Annotated in this window: 15 protein-coding genes; 9 read left to right on the top strand and 6 right to left on the bottom strand. The window is 51.4% G+C overall.

The genetic code is table 11. From position 1 onward, the window contains the following. Window positions 1–4: 4 nt before the first annotated feature. From glmS to IX84_RS05170, 3 genes are all read right to left on the bottom strand, one after another. Complete coding sequence (gene glmS, locus IX84_RS05180) at window positions 5–1,843, bottom strand: glutamine--fructose-6-phosphate transaminase (isomerizing) (protein ID WP_044217112.1); 1,839 nt, start codon at window positions 1,841–1,843, stop codon at window positions 5–7. Between the two features lie 392 nt (window positions 1,844–2,235). Beyond that, window positions 2,236–3,669, bottom strand: a complete 1,434-nt coding sequence (locus IX84_RS05175) for a DUF4270 family protein (RefSeq protein WP_044217110.1) — start codon at window positions 3,667–3,669, stop codon at window positions 2,236–2,238. A 241-nt stretch (window positions 3,670–3,910) separates the two neighbouring features. Beyond that, complete coding sequence (locus tag IX84_RS05170) at window positions 3,911–4,735, bottom strand: glycogen/starch synthase (RefSeq protein ID WP_044217108.1); 825 nt, start codon at window positions 4,733–4,735, stop codon at window positions 3,911–3,913. Between the two features lie 188 nt (window positions 4,736–4,923). Between IX84_RS05170 and panC the strand changes: the two genes are divergently transcribed. Both panC and panD read left to right on the top strand, forming a co-directional pair. After that, the gene (gene panC / locus IX84_RS05165; protein WP_044217327.1) at window positions 4,924–5,778 is read left to right on the top strand and encodes a pantoate--beta-alanine ligase; all 855 of its coding nucleotides are present in this window, start codon (window positions 4,924–4,926) and stop codon (window positions 5,776–5,778) included. 155 nt (window positions 5,779–5,933) lie between these two features. After that, entirely contained in the window at window positions 5,934–6,284 is a 351-nt protein-coding gene (gene panD, locus IX84_RS05160; protein WP_044217325.1) for an aspartate 1-decarboxylase, read from the top strand. Here panD and IX84_RS05155 read toward each other — a convergent pair. The 3 genes from IX84_RS05155 to IX84_RS05145 all read right to left on the bottom strand — a co-directional run bounded on the left by IX84_RS05155 (window position 6,281) and on the right by IX84_RS05145 (window position 10,885). Next, window positions 6,281–8,668 carry a thiamine pyrophosphate-dependent enzyme gene (locus IX84_RS05155; RefSeq protein ID WP_044217105.1) on the bottom strand — a complete coding sequence of 796 codons (2,388 nt, stop codon included), beginning with the start codon at window positions 8,666–8,668 and terminating at the stop codon, window positions 6,281–6,283. The two genes, panD and IX84_RS05155, sit on opposite strands and share 4 nt — an antisense overlap. Before the next feature lie 505 nt (window positions 8,669–9,173). After that, on the bottom strand, window positions 9,174–10,076 hold the full coding sequence (locus IX84_RS05150) for a mevalonate kinase family protein (protein WP_044217103.1): 903 nt from the start codon (window positions 10,074–10,076) through the stop codon (window positions 9,174–9,176). After that, window positions 10,073–10,885, bottom strand: a complete 813-nt coding sequence (locus IX84_RS05145; RefSeq protein ID WP_044217101.1) for an inositol monophosphatase family protein — start codon at window positions 10,883–10,885, stop codon at window positions 10,073–10,075. The genes IX84_RS05150 and IX84_RS05145 overlap by 4 nt, the downstream gene beginning before the upstream one ends. 312 nt (window positions 10,886–11,197) lie before the next feature. Between IX84_RS05145 and IX84_RS05140 the strand changes: the two genes are divergently transcribed. The 7 genes from IX84_RS05140 to argJ are packed head-to-tail and all read left to right on the top strand — an operon-like array spanning window position 11,198 to window position 19,977. Then, complete coding sequence (locus tag IX84_RS05140) at window positions 11,198–12,421, top strand: ATP-grasp domain-containing protein (RefSeq protein WP_044217099.1); 1,224 nt, start codon at window positions 11,198–11,200, stop codon at window positions 12,419–12,421. Between the two features lie 7 nt (window positions 12,422–12,428). Beyond that, entirely contained in the window at window positions 12,429–14,408 is a 1,980-nt protein-coding gene (locus IX84_RS05135) for a hypothetical protein (RefSeq protein WP_044217097.1), read from the top strand. Window positions 14,409–14,420: 12 nt separating this feature from the next. Further along, window positions 14,421–15,620, top strand: a complete 1,200-nt coding sequence (gene alr, locus IX84_RS05130) for an alanine racemase (RefSeq protein WP_044217095.1) — start codon at window positions 14,421–14,423, stop codon at window positions 15,618–15,620. An 8-nt stretch (window positions 15,621–15,628) separates the two neighbouring features. Continuing rightward, on the top strand, window positions 15,629–16,456 hold the full coding sequence (argB, locus tag IX84_RS05125) for an acetylglutamate kinase (RefSeq protein ID WP_044217093.1): 828 nt from the start codon (window positions 15,629–15,631) through the stop codon (window positions 16,454–16,456). Further along, window positions 16,447–17,664, top strand: coding sequence for an aspartate aminotransferase family protein (locus IX84_RS05120; protein ID WP_044217091.1), 1,218 nt, complete (start codon window positions 16,447–16,449; stop codon window positions 17,662–17,664). The genes argB and IX84_RS05120 overlap by 10 nt, the downstream gene beginning before the upstream one ends. A gap of 34 nt (window positions 17,665–17,698) precedes the next feature. Beyond that, the gene (gene argC / locus IX84_RS05115) at window positions 17,699–18,733 is read left to right on the top strand and encodes an N-acetyl-gamma-glutamyl-phosphate reductase (protein WP_044217089.1); all 1,035 of its coding nucleotides are present in this window, start codon (window positions 17,699–17,701) and stop codon (window positions 18,731–18,733) included. A gap of 32 nt (window positions 18,734–18,765) precedes the next feature. Beyond that, on the top strand, window positions 18,766–19,977 hold the full coding sequence (argJ, locus tag IX84_RS05110; RefSeq protein ID WP_052515785.1) for a bifunctional glutamate N-acetyltransferase/amino-acid acetyltransferase ArgJ: 1,212 nt from the start codon (window positions 18,766–18,768) through the stop codon (window positions 19,975–19,977). Window positions 19,978–19,989: the final 12 nt, after the last annotated feature.

Raw genomic sequence — 19,989 nt, 5'->3', positions numbered from 1 at the left:
TGTTTTACTCAACAGTTACAGACTTCGCCAGGTTTCGTGGCTGGTCCACATTACAGCCGCGCATAACGGCAATGTGGTACGAAAGCAACTGTAGCGGGATAACGGAAAGCAACGGCGTCAGCGGCTCTTCCGTATCTGGTATTTCAATAGTATAGTCCGCCATTTCGCTAATGGTTTTTTCACCTTCAGTGACGACGGCGATAACCATGCCTTTACGGGCTTTCACTTCCTGGATGTTGCTGACTACCTTGTCGTAGGCACTCCGGTTGGTTGCAATCACAATGACCGGCATTTCCTCGTCGATCAGAGCAATAGGGCCATGCTTCATTTCTGCTGCCGGATAGCCTTCTGCGTGGATGTAGGAAATTTCCTTAAGCTTAAGGGCGCCTTCCAGTGCAACGGGGAAGTTGAAACCTCTGCCGAGGTAAAGGGCGTTTTGGCGATCTTTTATTTCTTTTGCAATATACTTAATTTGCTCTTCACACCGTAATGCCCGCTCAATTTTTGCAGGAATATTGTGCAATTCGCTGATTAATTTATGAAAATAGGAGTTGGGGATACGCCCTCTTTTGTAGCCCAGGCTGATGGCCATCATCGTCAGGAGTGCTACCTGACCGGTAAAGGCTTTGGTGGAGGCCACCCCGATTTCCGGCCCGGCGTGGATGTAGGAACCGGCATCGGTCAGGCGGGCGATGGAAGAGCCAACAGCATTCACCACCCCATAAAGCATCGCACCTTTGTCTTTGGCCAGCTCCAGAGCGGCCAGGGTATCTGCAGTTTCTCCGGACTGAGAAAGGGCAATCACCACGTCGCCTTCCTGAATAATGGGATTGCGGTAGCGCAATTCTGAAGCGTACTCCACCTCTACCGGTATGCGGGCAAGGTCCTCAAAGAGATACTCTCCAATCAGCCCGGCATGCCAGGACGTACCACAGGCGGCAATAATGAAGCGCTTGGCGTTGGAAATGGTTTTTTCGTATTCATCAACCCCGCCCAGCTTGACGTAAGGGGCTTCAAGGCTCAGCCGCCCGCGCATACAATCAGCAAGGGTTTGAGGCTGCTGATGGATCTCCTTTAGCATGAAGTGTTCGTATCCACCTTTTTCCAGTTCTTCGACCTGCATGTCAAACTCCTGAATGAAAGGAGTCTGCACTTTATTGTGGATGTTCTTGATCTGCAGGTCCCCATTGCGGTGTACTACGGCAATCTCTTCATCATTCATGTAAATGATCCGCTTGGTGTGCCCGGCGAGCGGTGCTGCGTCCGAAGCGAGGAAGTATTCATCATCGCCAACGCCGATAACAAGGGGGCTGGCTTTTCGGGCGGCGACGAGCTTGTCGGGGTGTTCCCGGTCCATCAGCACAATCGCATAGGCGCCTACCACACGATCCAGCGCCAGGCGTACCGCCTCTTCGAGTGGCAGATTGCCATGGTCCTGTATTTCTTCTATGAGGTGCACCAGCACCTCCGTATCGGTTTGGCTCTCAAAAACATGCCCTTCTTTTTGCAGTGCTGTCTTCAAAGAACCGTAGTTTTCAATAATTCCGTTGTGGACCATAACCAGCCGGCCATTACCGGATCGGTGGGGGTGGGCATTGATATCGGTAGGCTCGCCGTGGGTAGCCCAGCGGGTATGGCCCAGGCCGACTGTACTGCTGTGGTCTTGCCCTTCAATGAAGGCTTCTAATTCTGCAACTTTGCCTTTGCGCTTGAAGACTTTCAGGTCGCCGTTCAATACCGCAATGCCGGCACTGTCGTACCCGCGGTACTCCAGCAGTTTCAGGCCGTTAATGAGAAAGGGGCTTGCCTGGCGGGGCCCAATGTAAGCAACAATTCCGCACATAGCTCTTTGGGTTTAAAGTTGTACAATGATTATGATGTGTTGGGGTACAGGCAGCTACTGATTGGTCTTCCGGAGAATTGTACCCTGGTAAAAAAATCAGTAGTATAGCCGCATACTTATTTTGAGCGTCGCTCGGTACTCCTAACGTAAAGCCCGGGGAACGCACTTTGGGTTCATTTCATTAATGGCTTTATCAACCATGAACAGCCTTGGAATTTAATGGGATTAGGATTCAATATGGTGCGAGTGTTGTTCTGGTAAAGCAGAAAACCAACTTGCTGTTTAGTGCTTTACCGAAGCTTTGTTTGTTCCCGAAACAGGCGCGGGTCCGCAAAGTACAAACTTTTGAGGATTCCCGCATCACTTCTGATAAGATATTCCATTTTACAATGTTACAACCGTGTGAAAGTAACGCTCAGGGTGACAGGAAATTGTGGGTGCTCTCCGCCGTAGAACAACACTCGTTCCGCTACCTCTGACCGCTTCGCATCGGTAAGGTCGTTGTTTTCAATGGGGATGAGGTAGAACTCATTGGACATCCTGCCTTCCAGTACCTCCTGCAGGTAAGTGGAAATGGCCATTCGGTATCGTATAGCGCCCTTGGATTCAATAAATTCCGGAACACCCCCGAAACCAGAGGCAAAAGGTATCTGTGCGTTATCTGCAACAATCATATCTGAGATGAACACCTCTTCCCCTGCGTCATTTTCTGCCTTCACGGCTATTTGCCGGACTAGAGGATAGTTAGCGGTGTCAAGGCTTTCTCCTCTGGCAACGTAAAAATCAAGGAAGGCCTGGTTGATGGCAACATTCTCAAATACGCTGAGGTCAGGAAGCTTAATCTTTGAGCGTAAACCGGCCATGCCCTGAACAAAGAGCAGGCTGTCATTCTCCTCCCCGTTTTCGAGGAGCGGCATAGCATCAGTGTCTTCGTAGTTGTGCTCAAAAGTGGCGAATTGCACGATCGGATCAAGCTGGTCGTTCTCGAAAAATAGCTGATAATCACGGGGAGAATCGGTGCTGTCCCGGTAATAAATATGAACTCCTGCCCGAATAGACTGCAGCGTAAAAGCGAGCATGCCGGCGGTTGGCATGGTGGGCTCCAGCTGAAAGCCCGGGAAGCGTTCGAGAAAGCGGTTGCTTTCATCGAACACGGTCGTATCCGCCAGATAAAAGCTGATCAGGGAGTCTGCCCAAACGGTAGGCAGCGGGACGCGAAGATGCGGAAAGCTAACCGTGTCGGCTTCTGCCGGCTCTGCCAGCGAATTATTATCCAGGTAATTTATATAAGGTATACTATCGAGCGTGGCGACGAATTCAATTTCCGCCAGGGGGGCACTGGCAATGCCCGCTTCGTGATCAGAGAAGTACTCCCGGTCTTCGTTAAAAACCTCGGTCAGCTCTGTAACCCGTATCCCAAAAGTTTCGCCTTCCGTTTTCCCATAGAACCCGCCACTCGTGTAAGGCAGGATCAGGACGACCGAGTCCACGCCGGTGATGTCGGCAAAGTTAGGGTGAAACACAGGGGCGCTGTTCGTGCGCGGAGGCACCAACTGTACATTGATCGTCGACTTGGCTTGCCCGAACACCGGGTCCCGGAAATCGCCGAACAGAAACCGGTCTGCCTGCAAAACGGGAAAAGGAGAATAGGTCATAAGCGGGTCGCTGAGTTCGGTAGCGACTTGTAGCGTGAAGGTGTCCGTAAATCCGACCTCTGCCCGGTCTTCATCGAGCAGTCCCCCTCCTACAAGCGTAGGGTCAGAGCAGGCATTAATGAGCATAATAGCGAGAAGGGCTCCCAGCCCCCAGAATATATTCCGTTTCATAGTTCTTTTTTTGCTGAAGTTCGCGCGCCGTGGACGGTTCCACCTGTTTTGTAACGCCAGACTTTACCGGAGCATTTCAACCAATGGATCAGGTTTGTCTTTCAGACGCAAAAGTAGTTACCTACGGGGAAAGAGAAAAAAAAAGATAGGCCCGTTGTATACAGAAGAAAAAATTCAGCCCTGCTTAAGCCGTTTGGGGCCAGCAGGGCTGAAAATAGTATTATGGTAAAGAGTCTTTGAACTAGCTTTCCTCCACTTCCTCTGTCACGAGGGTCTCGAAGAACTCTTTGATTGGCGCTTCGAAGCCTTCTTCACCCTGATAATCCAGGACGGGCTTGTCGGTATCAGAAAGGGCTTTCTTAACGTCGTCCTCAATTTGCTCGCTACCCTGAATCAGGGCATCGGCGAAGTTGATTGCGCCGTGATGCAGGGTTACCCCCTTGCCATTCTGATAGGCACTCAGGTCATCCTCTGTCAGGTTGTTGATAGAGGCTTTAGCCATGAAAGTGTCTGAAAAAGTTTTTTCCGGAGAGCCATTGTAGATAGAATAGACTACTTTGGCATTCTGGAAAAGCGGCTCATTCTTGTACGCCGTCTTTAGGTATAATGGGATAAGGCTCGTCATCCAGCCGTTGCAAAAGACCACATCCGGAGCCCAGCCGAACTTCTTGACCGTCTCGATAACGCCTTTGCAGAAAAAGACCATGCGGTCGGGGTTGTCTTCGAATGGTTGGTCGTCAGCATCCGTGAAGATGCGTTTGCGCTTGAAGAAGTCCTCGTTGTCCAGGAAGTAAACCTGCATCCGGGCCTCAGGCAGTGAAGCGACCTTTATAATTAGCGGGTAGTCGTCGTCATCCACAATAATGTTCATTCCAGAAAGGCGAACGACTTCGTGCAGTCTGTGGCGGCGCTCGTTAATCGTGCCAAAACGAGGCATAAGCACCCTGATTTCCATTCCGTTTTCCTGTATATATTGCGGAAGCTTCCGTGCTATATTGGCAATTTCTGACGCAGCGGTATAAGGCTGCATTTCCTGCGAAACAATCAGCACTCTTGTCTTACTCATAAGCGGTAAAAATTTAAAAAAATAACGATGTCACCGAAGGTTCAATGAACAAGTTTGCAAATTTAACAAAAAAATGCTGTTATTGCCGTATTTGTCTGGCTCTTAATGCGCTGTTAACAAAAACGTCTATATTTGCGCCCTGATTGGCCGCCCTATTGGCCGTGCCATTGATTTTTGAACTTTACCTGATGTATTTATTCAAGAAATCAGCGGACTTACAGGCTTTTCTGGCGGACTATCGCTCCAGAAACCGGCAAATTGGCTTTGTTCCCACAATGGGCGCATTGCACAAAGGCCACCTCTCTCTGCTGCACGCTTCCCAAGATACGGCCCACGTTACCGTTTGCAGCATCTTCGTCAACCCCACACAGTTCAACGAATCTGCTGACCTGCAACATTACCCCCGCACGCCGGGCAGAGACATTGATCTGCTGCACAACGCAGGGTGCGACATCTTGTTTATGCCAGAGGTGGAGGAGGTGTACCCCGCGGAATATGAGGTGCCGGTGCCGGATGTTGCGCTTGGCCATTTGGCAGAAGTGATGGAAGGCGAGCACCGGCCAGGGCACTTTGAAGGGGTGATGCAGGTGGTGCTGCGGCTGCTCAGTCTGGTACAGCCGGATTTTCTTTTCATGGGGCAAAAGGATTATCAGCAGCTGACCATCATCCGCGAAATGATCCGGCAATTGAGCCTGGAAGTGGAGCTTGTCGGTTGTCCTACCCTTCGGGAGCCCGACGGGCTGGCTATGAGCTCGCGCAATGTGCGGCTTTCGCCGGAAGATCGCAGCCGGGCTCTGGCCATCAGCCAGACACTGGCCGAGGCAGGCAGTTGGGCGGCAGCTTTGTCTCCAGGCGAAATACAGGAAAAAGCACTGAATGCCCTTCGTGAAGCAGGCCTGGTACCCGAATATTTTAAGCTGGCTGATGCGGAAAACCTGCAGCTGGTCGATACCTTTGAAGCGGGCCGGGAGGTAATCGCCTGCGTGGCTGCCCGCGCCGGGGAGGTACGCCTGATTGATAACCGGGTGATTTATCCGGGATAGCCTTGGGTCCACCTCAAAAAAGCAGGTGGTGAAGACTCTGGAGTATAAACCTTACGTAATTTTGTATTGTTATTGAGGCGTTTTCAGGGCGAGATAATCTAAATGTGCCTGAAAACTATTACCTGAACAAAATTTCATTCCTTTCGGAATATATCATGCTGATTCAAAGATTCAAATCCAAGATACACCGCGCAACTATCACGCAAGCCGACCTCAACTACGTTGGCAGCATTACAATCGACCTCGACTTAATGGATGCGGCGGGGCTGATTGATGGTGAGAAAGTGCAGGTGGTTAACAATAATAACGGCGAACGCCTGGAAACGTACGTTATCGAAGGCGAGCGGGGTTCCGGCGTGATTTGCCTCAATGGTGCAGCCGCCCGGCGGGCGCAGGTGGGCGATACCGTCATCATTATAGCCTACGCATGGATGTCAGAGGAAGAAGCCAAAGCTTATCAGCCGAAGGTCGTCTTCCCGACAGATGATAACCGGTTGCCAGGCTAAGCAAACCTCCCTGGCTCTGCTTCCTGCATCATTTCAAGAATGCGCTCAAACACATCCTCCGGATTGGGTTTGGAGTAGTAATCGCCATCCGTCCCGTAAGGAGGCCGGTGGTCTGTCGCGGTAATGGTCACCGGCTTGCTGTCCAGCCATCTGTAGCCGCCCTGTTGTTCCAGTACCTGTTGCAGCAGATAGGCAGAAGCGCCACCGGGCACATCTTCATCAAGCACCACCAGGCGGTTGGTCTTTTGAAGAGAGCCAACGGTCAGGTGCTCCAAATCGAAAGGCAACAGGCTTTGGGCGTCTATCAGTTCCACCGAAATCCCTTCTTCTTCCAGTTGGTCACAGGCTGCTTCGGCAACCCTTACACAAGAGCCATATGTGAGCAAAGTGACGTCTTCGCCTTCTCTGAGTATTTCCGGCACCCCAATGGGTACCGTAAAGGTATTGAGGTTGTCAGGTAGCCGTTCTTTTAGCCGGTAGCCATTCAGGCATTCGATAATTAGTCCGGGGTCATCAGACTGTAGCAGTGTGTTGTAAAACCCAGCCGCCTGCACCATATTTCTGGGGACCAGCAGGTGGATGCCCCGCAAGGCGCCCAGCAACACGCTAATTGGAGAGCCAGAGTGCCAAATGCCTTCCAGCCGGTGGCCTCGGGTACGTATGATAGCCGGGGCAGCCTGGATGCTGTTGCTGCGGTAGCGGAGTGTGGCGAGGTCATCAGAAAGCGGAGAAAGACCGTAAATCAGATAGTCCAGGTACTGAATTTCCGCAATTGGGCGCAGCCCGCGCATCGCCATGCCCAGGGCATAGCCCATGATGGTCCACTCCCGGATGCCGGTATCAAAGATGCGTTCTGCGCCGTGCTTCTCCTGCAGCCCGGCAAAGCCCTGGTTGACATCGCCGATTTTACCGACATCCTCTCCGAAGGCAAAAAGCTCCGGCCGGCTGCTCATGGCCTGATCGAAAAACTGATTAAGAATTTCGTACCCGTTCAAAACTGGCGCATCGTCGCTGTAAACGGGTGGATTTACCGGTACCTTTAGCGCTGCACGGTCCGTTTGGCTGTAGAGGTGGGTGTGGTAACGCTGCTCCATGGTCTGGTTGACCTCCTCAAGGAAAGCTTGCAGGCGCTGCCGCTCTGGCGTGTCGAGTTGCCGGGTGGCAAAAAGCATTTGCCGGATCAGCTTGACGATATCCGCCCGTACCGGATTGATCAGAGCTTTTAGGGCATCCTCAATGCGGCGGGCACGGTCTGTGCCCGCATCGGTTGCCAGCTGGGCGAAATCAGCCTTTAGGGTTTTCCAAACCTGCTGAATGGGCTCGTTGTATCGTTTCCAGGCCCGGCTACGTGCTTGTTTTACCGCTTTTTGGGCTTTTTGCTCCAAGTCTTCGAGCTCCTGCTCGCTTGCGATGCCTTCCTCCAGCAGCCAGCGCTTAAACTTACGGTTGCAATCGTGTTCGGCTTCCCATTTCAGGCGGGCTTTGGACTTATACCGCTCGTGGGAGCCAGAGGTGGAATGCCCCTGTGGCTGCGTCAGCTCCTCCACGTGAACCAGTGCAGGGCGGTGGTTAAGGCGGGCTTGGGAAGCGCTTTGTTCATAGGCTTCGCACAAAGCCGGATAGTCCCAGCCTTTGACCTTGTAGATACCAATACCGTTGGTGCCTGATGAGGCTTCCATACCAGCCATGGCTTCACTGATGCTGTCTTTGGTCGTCTGTACCTCCCGGGGCACGGAAATACCATAGCCATCGTCTGCTACCGTCGTTACCAGTGGCAATTGATGGACCCCGGCGGCATTCATGGTTTCCCAAAAAGCACCTTCAGAAGTCGAGGCATCTCCAATACAGCAAAAGACCACCTCCTGCCCGTTATCGGAGAAATTTTCTGCTTTCAGGTCCGGCCGGTCTCTGTACTTTTTGGAAGCCATGGCCAGGCCGATCCCACGGGCCATCTGCCCGGCAGTTGTGGAAATATCGGAACTGAGGTTGTAGCGCTCCCGGTGATTGAGCCAGTCGCCTTCAGGTGTGATCAGCGGAGTGGCATGGTGGTTGTTCATCTGACGGCCGCCGGAAAAGGGGTCGTTGTCGGCGTCTGCATAGAGTTGTGCAAACAAGTCCTCAGGGGTGGCCAGCTCGAGCGCCAGCAATAAAGTATGCCCCCGGTAATAGTCTGATCTGAAATCCCCTTTTCGAAACGCCTTGGCCATAGCCACCTGAAAAAGCTCTTTGCCGTCATCGGAAACGCCGAATTTAGCCTTCCCGGTGAGTACTTCCCGCCTTATCGTCAGGCTAACCTCACGGCTGAGGCAGCAGATGTAATAATCGTGCAGCGCCTCCTCGGGCGCTATAGGTAGAACATCTTGTTGAACAGTCGTTTTTTTCAAAATACTTTGGCGTCGCTTGATTCACAAATGTACCGGCTTCACGGTGGTCAGCCGACCGGCGATTGGGTATAATTAGATGGGGTTCAATACCTTGCGGGGTACAAATATACGACTATATTACCGAATATGGTTGTGGCAGGCGGTTGATGCCTGAATCTGTCGGTCGATTGGAGCGGCTTGGAAATCGGAAGTGGCAAAAGGAATAATGGGGCGGATTGCTGATTCTCCAAAATAAAATGCTTAACTTTATGCCAACGCGATATTAATCACGTTCGTCTGTCAGCATCAAAAATAATCTCAAAGCGTATTGCTTTGGTGGATTTTCCAAATTAGCATTTCATCTTTACTTATTTTATTACGCCCGGTTATTAAGAAAACTGTGGTGCCCTGAGTGCTGCAGGTTCTGCAACTTGTTTAGTTGGATTAGTATGAAAAAATAATTAGGCGGTCTTCCGTATGGAAGCCGCCTTTTGTTTTGCGCCGGTAGTTCAGTCGTTTTCTCATTTTACACCTCCGGCAAAGGATGCAACCGCTGCGCCTCAATTGATGCGGGCAATTGTCTGTTCGGGCTGTAGCCAATCAGAAAACCGCCGCCGCCGGCACCACAGAGTTTCAGGTAAAACTGATGGGATTGCAGCCCCTCTTCCCAAACTGGCCGGAAGAGCTCTGGAATAAAGTCCCTGAGCAGGTTGAGCTGGGCTGTCGCGATTTGAAGTAAGGCGCGTTCGAGCTGGGCTGTATTTTGTTCCAGATAGGCATGGGTGGCAGCGGTGGTTGGCGTAGCCAGTTGGCGCAGTGCCTGTTCCCGGAAATGGTCAGACTCGCATTTGGCTTTGAATTGCTGAACCAGGGGCCCTGTTCGCCGGCTAATCCCTGTATCTATAAGGAAAAACAGGCCGCTGTCTCCGGAGCTTTGGGCTACAGAGACCGGCCGGATAGTATTTTGCTCAATTAGCAGGGGGTGCTGCAGATAGCAGATCAGGGGGTCTGCCCCGGAGCTTTCCCCGTGGAAGTAGCTCTCCAGTTGTGCCAGCTGTTGCTGCAGCGTAGAAAGGGCGGTGGTATTGTCTTTTGCGATTGCCGGATTAGCATAGCGTTCATAAACAGCTGCGCAAAGTGCGCCAGAGCTGCCGGCACCATATCCCACCGGGATGTTGGAATGGAAGTACAGGCCAGATTTTACCTCCTGAAGGAACCGTTGAGTGTCAAGGGGAGCCAATAGTCGCCCCTCCTGATCCAGGAAATGGAGGTGCGCTGCAAAAGGTAACAGGTCATGGCTCGGTGGGGTAGAACCGGTTGCCCATTCTCCAAAAAGGTGGGGTAGGGGCAGTGCCAGAGCTGTGCTGCCCAGCAAGACGGTGTATTCACCAAAAAGGAGCAGTTTTCCGGGCGTACGGGCGGTACTCATGCAATCAGCCGTGGTGTTTCCGTAAAGAATTTTTCTTTCCATTCTTCCGGGCAGATCAGGTAGCCAAGGTTGGGTTTGGGAGGCGGCTTCCCAAATTCTACCGGCTGCCGGTTGAGGTAACTGTGGCTGTACCCCAGCTCTTCAACAATAACTTTCTCTCCGCTTAAGTCCCAGTAAGGGATTCGGGGGGACAGGAATATATTAACGTCAAGTTCGCCCTTCGCCATCATGAGGGTACGCCGGGCATCTGTCCGGAGTATCCGGTCGTCATCAGCGCCCAGTTTGCGGTAAAGGTTGTTGTAACGTTCGCCCCGGTAGCGCAATGGATGTGCGAAAGTAAGGGCTTCGACCGGCTTAGGAGCAGGAGGGGTGATCCGTTGTGGTGCGGCTCCTCCTTCTTCAATGTAGGCCCCTTGTCCCTTAATTGCGTAAATCAGCGTGTCAATCCGGGGATAATAAACCAGGCCTACGCACAGCCCATGCTCGGGATGATAGTAGGCTGATTGATGCGAAAACCCTTTTTTAAGGTCTATGTAGTAGCTCGTGCCGTCAAGCTCATCGGCTATAATGTAAGGCCTGCTGCGGTCGATCGCCGACTTGGGAGACTCTTCGCTGTATAGCTCGATCCCATTGAGTTCTGCTTCCACCTGAGCCTGCAGTAGCTTAGAGATGGCCAGGTCTACATCCGTTACCCTTGAATGGTCGGGCTTCTCGTAGACTTTGTATTGCCCGTCAATCCGTTCCATCATTATAGATCCGGCTTCCCGGGCGATCCGCTTAAGAAAATTGAGGACGTGTGTTGCGTTCATAGCTCAAAGATACCGCCAAAAAAAAGAAGTTTGCAAATCTGAGTATTCGATAGCACAAACCTGAGGTTCGTTTTGTTAATATTTTGCACGTTTATGAGGGTGTTATCTTTGTTTTGGTAATTATTTGATCGATTTTAGAGATTATCGAAGCTGAAGTAGTAGTTTGTTACCCAAAAAAATAACTTAAAGGTCAAAATGCCCTTTTGAAGTGATAAAAAGTGAAAAAATTTGGAATTCCCGAAAATTTCATTCATATAAAATGTGGTCCCGGAGAAGCCCGGTGAACTGAAATCATAAAACCCTTAAATATTTATGGCTAACTGTTTTGCACTCATGGGCTGGAGCCTGCCCGTGATTGAGAGTGTACAAAAATCTGGTCTCCCTTACGTTGTTGTTTCATTTCCTGAATTTGGCGCTTATGCCAAAGAGCATAATATCCCGTTTGTCGGATACAAACTGGATGAGTTTGGTTCGCATTCCAATTCTCTGGAATTAGTAGAATTGCTCAAGCCTTTTAATGCTGATGTAGCAGTGCCCCTGTACGAAGAAACTGTGGAATGGGCAGGAGCACTGAACTCGATCTATCGTGATGCCCCCCGCGTGCTCAACCGGGCCTTCCTTTTTCGAAATAAGGCAATGATGAAACGTAAGGCGCTGCTGGGCGGCCTGAAGGTAGGGCTGTTCGAAGAGGTCTATGACAGAGAGCATGTCCATAAGTTCCTTGATCGCCTCAATGAAGCAGAACTACAGTTGCCCGGCGAGGAAGATGCCTGGTTCCACGCCAAACCATTTGCAGCAGCGGGTACGGTTGGGCATCACTTTGTCCGGTCCCGTGATGATATAGACCGTAAGATGACGGTTAAGGATTTTCCCTGCCTGGTGGAAAGCCACCTGAGCGGCAAAGAATTTTCCTGTGAAGCTTTTATTCACAAAGGAAAGATCCGCTTTCTCAATATAACAGAATACGTAAAGCTGGGCTATTCCAACTTCATCCCCGCAGGCCCTGAGCTGGAAGCTAAGCGGGAGCTGATTCACAATGAAGTGCAGAAAATGGTGGACATCTTCGGCATAGAGTTCGGAATGGTCCACCCGGAGTGGTTTGTCAGTGATGATGGCAAGACCATTAATTTCGGCGAGGTCGCCTGCCGGATTCCCGGTGGTCATATTTTGGATCTCTGTGGGCAAGCTTATGGCTTCGACGCACTGCTCGCTTTTGTAGTCAGCCACGACCCCAATATATCGGAGGAGGAACTGGACAAATATTTCCCATCAAAGGGCTATATGCCAGAGAAAAAGTACGGCAACGTTATGGTATTCCCCAAGCCCGGGCAAATTTCCCGTTTGGAAATCCCGGAAGAACTGCTGGAAGAGCCTTACTACCTTGATAACAATCTTGTAGAACCACTGGGGCCACAGAAGATTACAGAACGCAGCGGTTTTGGTAATCACTTTGGCACCGTTAACTTCGCCGGTGAAGATCCTGTACGCATGCGGGAATTGTTGAAGCATTACGAGGATGTACCCTTTTACGTATAATTAGTATATGGCATTAACCTTAGATCAGTTGGAAGACCGTTTCCTGCATAGCCTGCAAGCTTTTCAGGAAGCACCTTCTTTTAGTAAGGATGACAAGCGGAAACGGCTCATCAGTCAGATCGACTTACTTAGCCGAAATGAAGAGGGAGGGCAACTCCTGTATCACCGGCTTCCCGAGCTGGACGAATCCGGATTTTTTAACGGGACGGTATGGGAAAATCCTAACAATCTCATACCCGGACTGGTAAGAGGGACACTGCTTGCGGGCTCGCCCACGAGTACGATCGAAATGCTAAACGAATTTCGAATACTCAATATCAGCGAAGGCAGGATCAGCCACCCTGATTTTTCGGCTGAACAGGCAAGGGGCTTCATCTACAGTATGCTGGTGAATACCTTTGAGCTGGCCTTTGAGGATTTTGAGCACGAAGGGTGGAGCGCCCGGTATGCAGATGGAGAGCTGAAAAAGATCAGAATGCTCTTCGGTATAGTCCGGGAGCGGGTTGACCTGCAGCAAATTAAACCTCATTTGCTGGAAAAAATTGAGGTTATTGTAGCGCACCGCCCTGTTGTCGTTACCCGTATTAAGCGGATTTTAAGCGTAATCAGCCGGGAGCTTACACTTGACCTGAGTGAAAAGCAGGACCGCCGGCTGAGCTATTTTATCAACACCCTCTTCGGTCCTACAGAGCTTGCCCGCAAGTATAAATCTCCCGGGCAGTACGAGACCGCCCTGGAAAACCTGGATGCAGATGCCTTGCGGCAGGAGTGTCAGGAAGTAGGCAAAATGATGGTGGATACCGGGCTGGTTTCGGAACATCAGTTGGTGCTGTTGCAATTTGTGCGCAAGTATCATACGGATATGATACCTGAAGTGCTGGCCCTGAACGCTCATGGCCGGGCAGATTACGAGCGGCATCAGGATTTTGTACATCAGATAATTCAGGATTTTATTGTTCCCGGCAACAAACAAGCGGTGTATGGGCTGGCGAGAGTACTGCAGCGCAACATCTTTTCCCAAAAAACAGCCTGGCATGCCATCAACCGGTTGGTGAAAATCAAGGTGCACCCTGAGGTTGCAAAGCGGCTTGAACAAGGTAACCTGACCCGGTTTGATTTGTCTCCCATACAGTCACTTATCGGGGGGATACTCTGTGTGCTGGGGCTGCCGCTCGGCGTCCGTCAGGGCAACAACCCTACTTGCCAATCTGCAAGAGGCATTAGTATGTGGAGCCGCTACGCACCGGCCAAGCTCATCAATATGATGATTGATGCTGCAACTACCAATAATGTAGTCTTCCGCTACGAAGGTGATCAGATAAAATCGCAGGATGTCACGGAGGGTTTGACGCAGCAGTTCGACTTTCAGCTGGATCCGGTTTCCATTGTTTTGGTCCCGCTGCTGGATAAGGTGTACAACGAAATGATGAAGCGCGCCGGGCTAAAGCACTTTGGCAAAGATCCCCATGCGTCTGTAAACCCTGCCTTTTACGGGCATTGGATTCAAACCGGCTTCCGTTCGGTGTACAATCCTGCACTGCATGCCGTTGAAAAGTACGATGAGTTTGTGCGTATTTTCTACGCTTCCTTCCATCCGGATTACAACGGCGGCCACCATCTGATTTATCCGGTGCCAACAGGGATTTTCATCACCGACTCCTCGGCTCAGATGTTGGGCTACCATGCCATTTCCCTGTTACGAATTGAAAAAGTGCCCGAAACGGAAGCGTGGCGGGCGTACTTCTTCAATCCCAACAGTCAGGGTAAGCAGGACTGGGGACAGGGCATTGAGCCAACGGTTTGGGACAACGGAGAGCGCCACGGCGAGTCTTCGCTTCCGGTGGATGAGTTCGTCTCCCGGGTTTACGCTTTCCATTTCAATGAGCTCCGCCTGGAGGACAAACACCATCAGGTGCCGGTCGAAACAGTAGCCAAAGTGACCAGGCTATCGAAGGAAAGCTGGGGGCGTAAGTACCGGTGGATTTAATGAAAAATAATTATGACAAAGAAGCAAATTGGGCACTTTGAGCCTTTCGTACGGAATGTTAAGCACACCTCCCGCATTGAGCTCAGTCAGTCCGGGCTAAAGAAGAATATCAACTTTATTCGGAAGAAACTATCTGAGGGCACGCGCCTGTCCTGTGTGGTAAAAGCTAATGCCTACGGGCACGGTATACCGCAAATCGTGACTATGTTGGGCAAGGTTGGTGTTGACCACATTTCTGTGGCCTCAGCTTACGAAGCGGAAGAGGTACTTGAGTTCCGGAAAGCAGGTACAGATATTATGATCATGGGCATTCTGTATGATAATGATATCGAATGGGCCATTGCGCATGATATTGAATTTTATGTGTTCAATTACGAGCGGCTGAAACTGGTGTTGGAAAAAGCCAAAAAGCTAAATCGCAAGGCTAAGGTGCATATCGAAGTGGAAACGGGCACCAACCGTACCGGAATGACAGAGGAATACTTCAAAAAAGCGCTTACCTTCCTCAAGCGAAACAACGAGCACATCACTTTTCAGGGGCTGTGCACACATCTTGGAGGGGCTGAGTCTCTAAGCAGTACCTTCCGGACGGAACAACAGAAAGAACGGTACAAAAACTATCTGGCAGAATGTAAGAAGCGAAAGTATATGCCTGTAACCCGGCATATCGCCTGCTCCGCCTCCGCTTTAGTGATGCCCGAAACCCATTATGATATGGTCCGGGTTGGCGTGGCAACTTATGGCTTCTGGCCAAGCCCGGATGTTTACTATCAGCACCTGCAGTCCGTGAGTAAGATGAAGGATACTCCCATGAGCCGCATCATCACCTGGAAGTCGGATATCATGGATATCAAGCATGTACCAAAAGGAGACTTCATTGGCTACGGTACGGCTTTTCAGGCTACGCACGATATGGATATTGCCGTCATCCCGGTGGGTTACTGCAATGGTTACCCCCGCGGGCAGTCCAACCGGGGCTATGTGCTGATAAACGGCCGGAAAGCCCGGATCACAGGTCTGATCAATATGAACTTATTTATGGTGGACATTGGCGACATCCCAAACGTGAATACAGGGGACGAGGTGGTACTGCTGGGCAAGCAGAAGAACAACACCATCAACGTCAGTTCATTTACCAATTATACGCAGTTGCTGAACAATGAGATGCTGAGCCGTTTGCCCACTGCTATTCCCCGAAAAATTGTCCGATAGAAGAATTTATGGAGCAGGAACCTATAGTATTAATCAAGTACGGCGGCAACGCCATGCTCAACGACGAGCTGAAGTCTGCTGTGGTCGCCAATATCAAAAAATTACAGGAGTCAGGTACAAAGGTGGTGTTGGTGCACGGCGGTGGCCCGTTCATCAAAAATATCCTTAAAACGGTGGGCATTGAGTCCGAATTTATCGGCGGCCACCGCAAGACGACACCGGAGGCACTGAAGTACATTGAGATGGCGCTCAAGGGCGAAGTCAACAGCAGCCTGGTTCATTTGTTAAATAAAGCAGGAATGCGTGCGGTAGGCTTGTCTGGTAAGGACGGGCGAATGGTCACCGCGGTAAAGCGTTACCACGAAGTAACCGAAAACGGGCAGACTGAGCGTTTCGACCTCGGTCAGGTTGGCGATGTCACTAAAGTAGACACCCGGCTTTTGAAGACGTTGCTTTCGAATAACTTTGTGCCTGTTGTTACCTGTATTGCTTCCGATGAAGCGGGGCAGGACTACAACGTGAACGCCGACATGTTCGCCGGTGCTCTGGCTGGTGCCCTGAAGGCACAGGATTACCTGGTACTGACCGATGTAGACGGGCTGCTCAGGGATATTGAGGACCCGTCTTCGCTCATTCAGCGGCTAACGCTTGAAGAATTGCCCGGGCTTTATGGCAGTGTGATCAAAGGCGGCATGATCCCCAAGTTGGAATCCTGTCAAATTGCCCTGGAGCACGGTGCCCGGCATGCCCGCATTATAAATGGCACGAAGCCAGACACCATCGCTGAAGTCGTGCAATCCGATAACCACTCAATAGGAACAGAAATATGCTTGTAGAGGAACAAACCACAAATGCCACCTTACATCAGGTAGATAAACAATATTACCTGCCCACTTTTAACCGTATGCCGCTGGCGTTCAGCCGTGGTGAGGGCGCTAAGCTCTGGGACGTGGAAGGCAACGAATACCTTGACGCCCTGGCAGGCATCGCTGTTTGCAATTTGGGGCACTGCCACCCGCACGTCGTGAAGAAGCTGCAGGAGCAGGCTGCCAAGTTGATGCATATTTCTAATTTTTTCGTAAGCGAGCCGCAGGTAGAACTGTCGGAGCAACTAGTGAAGCGGTCAGGTCTGGACCGGGTGTTTTTCTCCAACAGCGGCGCAGAATCAGTGGAAGGCGCTATCAAAATTGCCCGTAAGTATGCCCACTCGAACGGGAGGGGGGGCACCATTATTTCTATGCAAAAGTCCTTCCACGGGCGTACACTAGCTACGATTGCTACCGGGAAAAAGAAAATGCAGAAGGGCTTCGGCCCTATGCCTTCCGGCTTCCAGAAAGTGCCTTTCAATGATATTGAAGCGGTGCGCGCCGCGATTACCGAAGAGGTGGCGGCCATCATCGTAGAGCCTGTACAGGGCGAGGGCGGCATTAATGTAGCCAAGCCTTGCTACCTGCGTGCTTTGCGCGAGCTTTGCGATAAGGAAAACATCGTGCTGATTTTCGATGAGATTCAGTGCGGAGTCGGGCGTACCGGCGAACTTTTTGCCAAGGACCATTATGAAGTACAGCCGGATATTATGACGCTGGCGAAAGGACTGGGCAATGGATTACCGGTTGGGGCCATCCTGAGCAATGAGAAAGTAAGTAGTACCATCGAATTTGGTGACCACGGAACGACTTTTGGAGGCAACCCTATGGCTTGTGCTGCCGGATTGGCCGTTTTGGAAGCCATGGACCAGGAAAACATCCTGCAGCAAACCCAGCGCAAAGGTTTCTGGCTGAAGGAAATGCTGGACGACCGCCTGGGTACCCACCCGAAGCTACGTCAGATTCGCGGGCTCGGGCTGATGATTGGCGTGGAGTTCGACTTTCAAACCAAACCGCTCGTGCTGGAAATGCTAAAGCATGGTGTTCTCGCTAATGCCACAGCCGACAACGTGCTGCGCATGGTGCCCCCACTCGTGATTTCCTACGAAGAGCTGGAGCGCCTGGCAGACACCATCGTTACCTGCATCAATGCACTGGAATCGCGCGGCGAGTTGTAAAACCACCCAAAAAAACAATGACACCTACATATAGATGATCAAAACAGCAATTGTTGGCGCTACGGGCTACACCGGGTCTGAGCTTGTGCGTCTGTTGTACAACCACCCGGATGTGGAAATTCAAATGATCACTTCGGAAAGCCGTAAAGGAGAGCCCTTTTCGGCCGTCCACCCGCACTTTGAGGGGTTGGTCGATCATGTCCTGCAGCCGGCTTCGGCTGTTCTGGAGACAGAGCTGGATATGGTATTTCTGGCGCTCCCGCATGGTGTTTCCATGGACTACGTGAAGGGGTACCAATCGGCAAAGTTTAATGTTGTCGACCTGTCCGGGGATTTCCGGCTTTCTTCCCCTGAAGTCTACGAAGCCTGGTACAAAAAAGACCACACCCACCCCAAAGGCTTCGAAGATGCCGTTTATGGGTTGCCTGAACTGCATAGCGCTGCCATTGAAAAATCCTCATTAGTTGCTAACCCCGGCTGCTATCCTACGAGCGCTATTCTGGGGCTCGCACCGCTGATAGAGGCAGGCTGGGTAGATCCGGCGCACGTGATTGTAGACTCCAAGTCAGGCATAACCGGTGCGGGTATTAAGGCAAAACCGACTACGCACTACTCCAACGTCAGCGATAATTTTAAAGCCTACGGGCTGAAGTCTCATCGCCACACTGTGGAAATACAGGAGCAGCTGTCCGGTCTGCGGCCGGAGCCTCTTCAAGTACAGTTTACACCCCATTTGCTGCCGGTTGACCGGGGTATTCTGTCCACCATTTACACCACCCCCATTCGGGAGGAGGTGAGCGATCAGGCGCTTAGGAAGCTGTACGAAGACTTCTACGCAGATGCTCCTTTTGTGCGTTTGCGCAAAACACCACCTACCCTGAAGGACGTGCGGAGCTCCAACTTCTGCGATATCTTCACGACTTACGACGAGCGTACCAACCGGATCATCACTTTGGCTGCCATCGATAATTTGGTAAAAGGTGCGGCAGGCCAGGCTATGCAGAATATGAATCTGCAATTTGGCTTACCCGAAACCCGTGGCTTTGTATCCTTGCCACTCAACCCATAAACCCTATATACTGCATGAACACCAACAACAAAATGATAAGAAACCTTACCACGGTCCGGGGCATCAAATGCTGGGGCGCACACATTGGTATCAAGTCGATGCGGCGTGACCTGGCGCTTATTTACTCGGAAGTGCCTGCCAGTGCGGCTTGTACTTTCACTCAGAACGAAGTGGTGGCCGAACCGGTCAAGCTTTCCCGGGAGCACATCAAAAGCGGGAAAGCCCAGCTCATCGTTTGTAATGCCGGCAATGCTAATGCCTGTACCGGCGAGCAGGGCCGCCTGGCAGCTGAAGCCATGGCGCAGTCGGCTGCCGAAGAACTAGGTATCGAAAAAGAGCTGGTCATTGTAGCCTCTACCGGTCTGATCGGTGAGCCTTTCCCAACTGAGGATGTCGTCTCAGGCATTCGCGAGAATATGGCGAAGCTTTCCAATGATGCTAAAGCCGGCTCTTTTGCGGCCAACGCCATCCTGACCACCGACACCTTCGCCAAAGAGGGCTTCATGGATTTCGACCTGAATGGCACCACCATTAATATTGCGGGTATCTCTAAAGGGTCGGGTATGATCCACCCCAATATGGCGACTATGCTCGGCTTTATCGTCTGCGACCTGGCCATCGAGCCTAAGCTGCTGAACAAAGCGGTAAAAGAGTGTGTCGACCTGTCTTTTAATATGATCACGGTAGATGGGGATACCTCTACCAATGACATGGTGGCTGTACTCTGCAACGGCATGGCCGGGAATGAAATGATCAAGTCAGAAAAGGATGAAGGGTATCAGCTGTTCCGCAATCGACTGGAGGAAATGATGGTCCACCTCGCAAAGCTGATCATCTCCGATGGGGAAGGGGCGTCCAAGTTCATTGAGTATCAGGTTGTCGGTGCACCCTCTGACAAAGTGGCGCGCACGCTGGTCCGCGAAATTTCGGACTCCACCCTGGTGAAGGCTGCCATGTTCGGGCGTGATCCTAACTGGGGGCGTATTGTTTGTGCGGCGGGCAATGCCGGTGTGCCATTCGACTACGCTAATGTCGATCTGCATCTGGGCGATAATGAGACTTTGATACAGGTACTGGACAAAGGAAAGCCCGCAGACTTCGACCGCAACCACGTCAAGCGGCTGCTTCGGGAGTCTCACCTGCGCATCCGGCTGGATATGAATGCCGGCGACGGGCAGGGCGTTGGCTGGGGAGCTGACCTGACAACGGATTATGTAATGTTCAACTCGGTTTATACAACCTGATTGGTCTGTTAC

The sequence above is a fragment of the Phaeodactylibacter xiamenensis genome (assembly GCF_000759025.1).
GTDB classification, from domain to species: Bacteria; Bacteroidota; Bacteroidia; order Chitinophagales; family Saprospiraceae; genus Phaeodactylibacter; species Phaeodactylibacter xiamenensis.
The sequence above is the reverse complement of the archived record's forward strand: the minus strand, read 5'-3'. Positions and strand labels throughout refer to the sequence as shown.